Source organism: Helicobacteraceae bacterium (assembly GCA_031258155.1).
GTDB lineage: Bacteria > Campylobacterota > Campylobacteria > Campylobacterales > SZUA-545 > JAIRNH01.
Genome location: JAIRNH010000056.1, coordinates 67,916 through 74,348 on the forward strand (window position 1 = coordinate 67,916; position 6,433 = coordinate 74,348).

Below are 6,433 nucleotides of genomic sequence, written 5' to 3' on the forward strand. Positions count from 1 at the left end.
TTCGTTTTAGATAATCGCTCTAAAAATCAAACGCCCCGATTCGGAAAGTCCCGATCGAGGCGTTTTAGCGAGTCGAATTATACGATCAGCTTCTTACCACTTGCGCGGAACGAAATTGAAATCCCAGCTTACCTCGATCGGCTTCGCCCAGAATCTGCCTTCTACGCCCGTTTCTTTATCAACGTGGAGCAGATAGCCCGTTCTTTCCGGATTTTCTACGATAAAGGTAATTTTGTATTTACCAGCGCCGTCAAGTTTGATGTTGTTGCCATAGTGCGGTCCGTCGCTCGCGTTCATCGGCATAAAAGTGCCTTCTTGAACCTTGGAGCTGCCTTGCTTTTGGATCTTATACTTCACCGTCAGATAAGGCACGAAATCACCCGCGCCGTAGCCGAGATTGTTGCCTTCGCGCGCGGAAATATCCGCTTCGAGGTGCATATCCGCTTTGGACGGAGGCAGGTTGCCCGCGAGCGCTTTAGGTTCCATCAGCACCGGTTGAAAATAGACCCCCGCGATATGCAAGGGTCCTACGTCGAACTCGTCGCCAAGAGGGAACTCCTCGAAGCCCGCCGCCTCTTCGGGAGCGGGAGCCGCAAAAATCGCGCTAGGCAGGAACGCCAGCGCCGCCGCTAAGAAAACTTTAGAAACGCGAACCATTGTAAATCCTCCACAATGTTTAATAATCCCTTATACGCAAGAGATACGATTAAGGCTTGATTGAAGCCAAACTAGCCCGCTTACGCGGACGACTAAAAACGCCAAAAAGCCCGCGCCAAATTATGGCGGGCGGACTTTTGCTAACAGAACGGACATTACGCGCTCCTTGTTTTTCTCATGTAATATAGAAACGAGCCGATCGCCAAAATCAGCAGCGCGATCTGCGGCGCAAGCGTTTCGATCGTGGGATAGACGCCCAGCAGATCGATCGTGGGAACATAATCGACGCTAGTAACGCTGACCACGTCCGCCTCCTGAAGCTCTTTCACGCCGCCGCCCGCGAAGGCTACGCAGATCAGATACATAAATATGCTCGTGCCGATAAAAAACGGCTTCAAAGGGAGCCTAAGCGATCCGAAGCGAATCGCCGCGAACACAAAGACGAGTATCGCGCAACCGATCGCAAAGCCAAACCAAACCATATTCTCATAGCTTTGCGCCTCCGCGAACAGCCCTTGATAAAACAAGATCACCTCCGCGCCCTCTCTGAAAACGGCTAAAAACGCCGCGCACGAAAGCGCGAAAACGCTGCCTTTGCCGATCGCGGCTTTGACCTTGCCCTCTATATAGCCCTTCCACGACTCCTCGCTGGATTTTGAGATCATCCAGTTGCTCACAAAAAACAGCACCACGACCGCCGTAAGCATCGCCGCGCCCTCTACGATCTCCTGCGCCGCGCCGCTAATGGATATAACTTTGGCTATCAGATACGCCATGGCGACGCTCGCCAAAATCGCTAAAACGGCGCCGACATAAACGGATTTAGTATATTGCCCGTTGCCCGAACGGACGAGATACGCGGCGATTGCGGCGATAACCAAGATCGCCTCCACGCCCTCTCTTAACATGATTAGCAGCGAGGCGATCAGAACGCCTATGCCGCTAATCTCTCTTGAGTCCAGCGCCTCGGCGTCTTCGTTAAGCCATACGATCAGCTCGTCGATCTTTTGCTTAACCTCCGCGTCGTTAGCGTCGTTCATCGCGTTTTTGATAATGCTAAACTGATATTCGACGACGCTTGCGCGCTTGCCCGATATGTTTGAGAGCGTGGCGCGCTCTACCCCGTGCTTTTCGTAAAAACCAAAATACGCGTCGTTGATCAGGTTTTTGGCTTTTTGCGTATCGTTGTCCAAATAGGCTTGATGCGCCGAGCGCAAGGTCGCTTCCATATCGGCTACGATCGCGCTCCACGAGCCGTATTTTTTGTTTTCGGAGTCGTCTTTCACGCCAAAAAGCATATCTATCACGGCGGCGCCTTGCGTTTTCACGTTCGCCGCGTCTTCGTTTTCGCTCATAATGTAGAGCAGATCGTCAAAATGCCTCTCCATACCCTCCGCTAATTCGGTCGGCACAAGCGCTCTCGCGTCCTCGACGCTTTTTTTGGCGCTCTCGACGTCGCCGCTAGCATACGCCTCATAAACCGCGCTAAGCTCGGTTTGTAGCTTTTCTTTTAACTCAAGATTAAGCGCGTTTTCCTGAGCGGCAAGGTTTGGCGAGAAAAGCGCCAGACCGCAAATTAAAACGACCGCCGCGTTGATTTTTCTAATCGTCCTCATCGTTTACCTCCAAAAGTAAGATTGCCAATGTGATAATCAATTTCATACTTATAAGTTTAGAACATTTTTCCTTAAAGTAAGTTTTTATCGCCTTAGAATTAGGTTTAACGCGCGATAAACGCTTGGGTCGTCTTAGTTTTTGGTCTTAAAGGCGCGCAAGGCAAAACGTCTCTCCGCGTGATTTTCCCAACATTTTAGCGTTTCTTCGCAAACGCGATAGAACAAGGCGGCTATTTGTTTCAAACGTCGCGGCTACGGCTGGCTTCGTTTAGCCTTTTGTCGATTTTGCGAAACAAATCGCGGCGGATACAAGAACGCTCTCTTGCTATTGCTGCCGCCGGACATAGTTTTCGCCCGCCCGCAAACCGCGCAACCTCGCTAAAATCTATCATGACGTCTCTATAGACGTTTCAGTCCGCGCGCTCGCAAGGAGCGCGACGCTAATTCGTCGGTGCTAACTCCCGCGCCTAATGTTTCAATCCACGCGCTCGCAAGGAGCGCGACGCCTAGCCAGGTCGCCGCCAGATTAGCGTTAATCGTTTCAATCCGCGCGTTTATATAACCGAGGGCACGCGATCTTTACGACCGCGTAGGCGCTATCTTAAAGGCGAACGACAACCGAACGTTTTTTGTTTGTGCCGCCGCCGCGGAAGGATCGTGAAAAAACGATAATCGATAGCGCGCGCTTGCTACAATTTACGTTATGTCTTTGCCGCGATCGATTGTTGCTTTTGTCGCCTATTGCGCGTTTGCGTTCGCGGCGCTCGGCGAAGAGTTCGCGCCGTGCGCCGAAAAGAACCGCCTAGCATACGCGCGCGAGCGCAACCTTGTCGGCGTGGCGATCGACGCCGATCGGTTGCTTGTTCCGCTAGGATTGCTTAGCCCGAACAAATTGCCCAAAGCGTGGAGTTTGGAGCGATACGATCCCCTAAGCGGTTTGGCGATTGTCCGCGCGAAACACAATCTTATTCCGATTGTTTTTAGGAAAGCCGATCGCGTAACGGAACATAAAAATCTGCTGTTAATGAACGAAAACGAGGCGATCGCGATTCCCGTTTCGTCCGTAATACGTCAATTAGGGGCTACCCCCGCGCGCGTCGCGGCGCGATCGCAAAGCGCCTCGCTACTTACCGCGCCATGCTACGCGGTGGTGGGCGTATCGACGCTAGGCGCGATTATAGAGAGCGATTTTATAGAACGTTTTATCGCGTCCGAAGCGCCTTTTTATTGGGGCGATCTGGGCTTTAGACTGGAGGATTTTAACGTCTCAAGCGTCGATCCGTTTATCACGAACAACCCTTTTAAGAGGGGCGATCGCATAAAAGCGTTGGGCGGCGCGGTTTATGAAACGCCCGAAAAACTCGCGCGCGCGATTCTGTTTTTGCGTCCAAACGACGAAACCAACATCTCAATCGAACGCGGCGGCGAGGAGATAACTTTGTCGGCAAAAGTTTCTAAACGACTCGGCGGATTTTTGGTCGCCGACACTTTCTTGGAACGTTTCGGCTTGGTTTTCAACCGCGACTTGTTCGTCCGCTCGGTCGATAACAATAGGCTGTCCGTCCGCGCGGGTGATCGCCTTGTCTCCGTTAACGGCGAGATCGTAAAAACCTCCGCCGAAGCGCGCGGCATTTTAACGGGTCATAGCGGCGCGGTTCGCCTGCTTATGCAGCGAGGCGACTTTCAATTTTTTATCGCGATTGAAGCGCAAACGCAATGAACGAGCTATTAAAAGCGTTTGAAATTTATCTTAAAGCAAATCTGCCAAAGGCGCCTAGCTTTCACCCGTATTACGAAAAGGCGCTCGGCGAAATGTTATTGGCGGGCGGCAAGCGCTTTCGCGCCGCGCTGGTTTTGAGCGCGGCGACGGGACTCGACGAAACGAGCGCGCCTAAAGCGATGAGCGTCGCGCTCGCCGTCGAAACGTTTCATACTTATTCGCTTATCCACGACGATCTGCCCGCGATGGATAACGCCGATTTCAGACGATCCGTTCCAACGTTGCATAAGACCTACGACGAGGTTACGGCGATCTTGGTCGGCGACGCGCTTAATACGCATAGCTTTTTGTATCTGGCGAACGCGCCGCTTTCAAGCGATACAAAAGCGAAACTCGTCGCGATCTTAGCCGAAAACGGCGGCGCGAACGGAATGGTTTTAGGGCAGGCTCTCGATTGTAGTTTTGAAAACAAAAAACTGAATATGCGCGAAACGGAGTTTATCCACCGCGCGAAAACGGGAAGATTGATCGCCGCTAGTTTGCAGATGGGCGCGTATGTAGGCGGCGCGGACGACGCGCTCGCTAAAAAACTCTACGATTTCGGCATGGATTTGGGGCTTTACTTTCAGATTCGCGACGATATTATCGACGCGACGCAAGCGCCGGCGGAGGCGGGCAAACCGACCGGTAGCGACGAGCGTAAAAACGGCTACGTAACGTTGCTTGGGATCGACGAAGCGCAAAGGCGCGCTAAAAAGGAGGCGCAAAAATTGCGCGAGGCGATCGCCGCTATGTCGCCCGCGCCGCTTTCAGTCGCGCTCGACGAAACTCTCAAGAACTATTTTTCGCCTTAAAACGCTCGCGAATAAGATCATGCTCGCGAGCAGTAAAAAACAGCCGAATAGACTAAAAACGCTGTGAAGTTGCATAAAATTTAGAAACGGGTGAACGAAAAACGGCGAGCAGAACTGCCCTAAAAAGAAACTGCCCGTTAAAATCCCCGATAGCTTAGCGCGTTTTTGGGGCGCGGCAAGCTGCAAAAACCACGCGTTTGTGTTCGCCATGGCAAGCCCGTTGCCAATCCCGACCAAAATAAACGGCGCGTAAAGCTGCCACACCTCGCTCGCAAGCCCTACGACGGCTAACCCCGCGCCCTGCGACAGGCAGATAATCGCGTAGATCGCCTTTAACGATAAACGCCGCCTTAGCCTAGCGTAGCTAAGCGCGCTAAACGCCGCGAAAAACGGTCCCACGCCCATCACTATGCCAGCGTCGATCCCGCTGCCTTTCATATAGTCCATCACCACAAACGGCAACTGCGTAGGCACGATGTAAAAAATAGCCATTGTAAAGAAGGCGACGGCAAACGACGGCAAAGCGTCAAAATAGCCGCCGCGCCCAAAAATCGACGCGTTTTGCGCGCGATCTTCATGCTTTTTCGGCTCGAATAGCATAAGCGCCGTTAACGGGATAAACGCTAACGATATTAGATAAACGCCAAAAGGCGCGCGCCAGCTATAATCGGAGAGAAAGCCGCCGCCGGTTAAAAAAAACACGCCGCCAAACGTTACGAACGCGCCCTGCACGCTAAAAAACCGATCGCGCTCTTGTTCGTCCTCGTAATAATCGCCAATCAACGTAGTTCCCGCCGTCATCAAAACCGCCGTCGCCGCGCCCAATCCTACTCGCCCGATCAATAGCGCGGCGATCGACTCGGCGAACAAGCCCGAACAGCCGGAAAACGCATATAAAACCAGCGAAAAATAGATCGGTTTAACGCGTCCGAAATGGTGGATCGCCCAACCCGCCAAAGGCGCCACAATCGCGATAGTAAGCGCCGGCAAGGTGAGGATCAGGCGGGATAAAATCTCGTTTTCGCCCGATGGGACAAAATGCGCGGAAATACCCGGCAGCGACGCGGAAATTAACGCTCCAGAAAGCATGGTTAACGCCGCGATCAGCCACAACACAAGTTTTACGCGCAACAGGTGAGGATTTTGCATATATAGAATGTAACAAAATCGCGCTTTGTTTTATAACTTTTTAGTCGTCAAGGGCAGCGGTATCGCGACAGATCGCAAACCTAAGCGCCTACGCTACAAAACGCCCGATCCGCAAAACAAACGTTCCAATGTAACGAGAAACGCTTTAAGCGTTGGTAACCCGCGCCGTAAAACGTTTTAGCGCAAACGAACCTCTCGCGCATATATCGACCGATCGCGCAAAATCTCGCGCCGCGACCGATCGGCAGAATTACGAAACGCGCCTTCAAAGAGCGCGATTCAAGTCGGGAAAACTTACCTCGCATCTTACGAAGGTTCAACCACACTTCCTTTAAGGAGAGTAAATGAAGGCAATCAAGTTTAGCGTTGCGGCGGTAGCCGCATTGGCAGTCTCCGCATTTGCTGCGGATGGCGACGTTCTAAAGCCGTATGGTCAA

Annotated in this window: 5 protein-coding genes; 2 read left to right on the forward strand and 3 right to left on the reverse strand. The window is 52.4% G+C overall.

All coding sequences use genetic code 11. The features are described 5' to 3' along the window. Window positions 1-93: 93 nt before the first annotated feature. Window positions 94-657: an iron transporter gene (locus tag LBF86_07865; protein MDR0665417.1), complete on the reverse strand. Its 564-nt coding sequence runs from the start codon at window positions 655-657 to the stop codon at window positions 94-96. 155 nt (window positions 658-812) lie between these two features. Then, complete coding sequence (locus LBF86_07870) at window positions 813-2,273, reverse strand: FTR1 family iron permease (GenBank protein MDR0665418.1); 1,461 nt, start codon at window positions 2,271-2,273, stop codon at window positions 813-815. 703 nt (window positions 2,274-2,976) lie between these two features. On the opposite strand from LBF86_07870, the gene LBF86_07875 reads away from it, so the two are divergent. Continuing rightward, window positions 2,977-3,993, forward strand: a complete 1,017-nt coding sequence (locus LBF86_07875; GenBank protein MDR0665419.1) for a PDZ domain-containing protein — start codon at window positions 2,977-2,979, stop codon at window positions 3,991-3,993. Beyond that, on the forward strand, window positions 3,990-4,847 hold the full coding sequence (locus LBF86_07880) for a polyprenyl synthetase family protein (GenBank protein ID MDR0665420.1): 858 nt from the start codon (window positions 3,990-3,992) through the stop codon (window positions 4,845-4,847). The genes LBF86_07875 and LBF86_07880 overlap by 4 nt, the downstream gene beginning before the upstream one ends. Here the strand turns inward: LBF86_07880 and LBF86_07885 are convergent. After that, window positions 4,803-5,996, reverse strand: a complete 1,194-nt coding sequence (locus LBF86_07885; protein ID MDR0665421.1) for an MFS transporter — start codon at window positions 5,994-5,996, stop codon at window positions 4,803-4,805. The genes LBF86_07880 and LBF86_07885 overlap by 45 nt on opposite strands. Window positions 5,997-6,433: the final 437 nt, after the last annotated feature.

Coding starts and splice junctions, on each gene's coding strand:
- LBF86_07865 (MDR0665417.1), bottom strand. CDS start 657: ATGGTTCGCGTTTCTAAAGTTTTCTTAGCGGCGGCGCTGGCGTTCCTG.
- LBF86_07870 (MDR0665418.1), bottom strand. CDS start 2,273: ATGAGGACGATTAGAAAAATCAACGCGGCGGTCGTTTTAATTTGCGGT.
- LBF86_07875 (MDR0665419.1), top strand. CDS start 2,977: ATGTCTTTGCCGCGATCGATTGTTGCTTTTGTCGCCTATTGCGCGTTT.
- LBF86_07880 (MDR0665420.1), top strand. CDS start 3,990: ATGAACGAGCTATTAAAAGCGTTTGAAATTTATCTTAAAGCAAATCTG.
- LBF86_07885 (MDR0665421.1), bottom strand. CDS start 5,996: ATGCAAAATCCTCACCTGTTGCGCGTAAAACTTGTGTTGTGGCTGATC.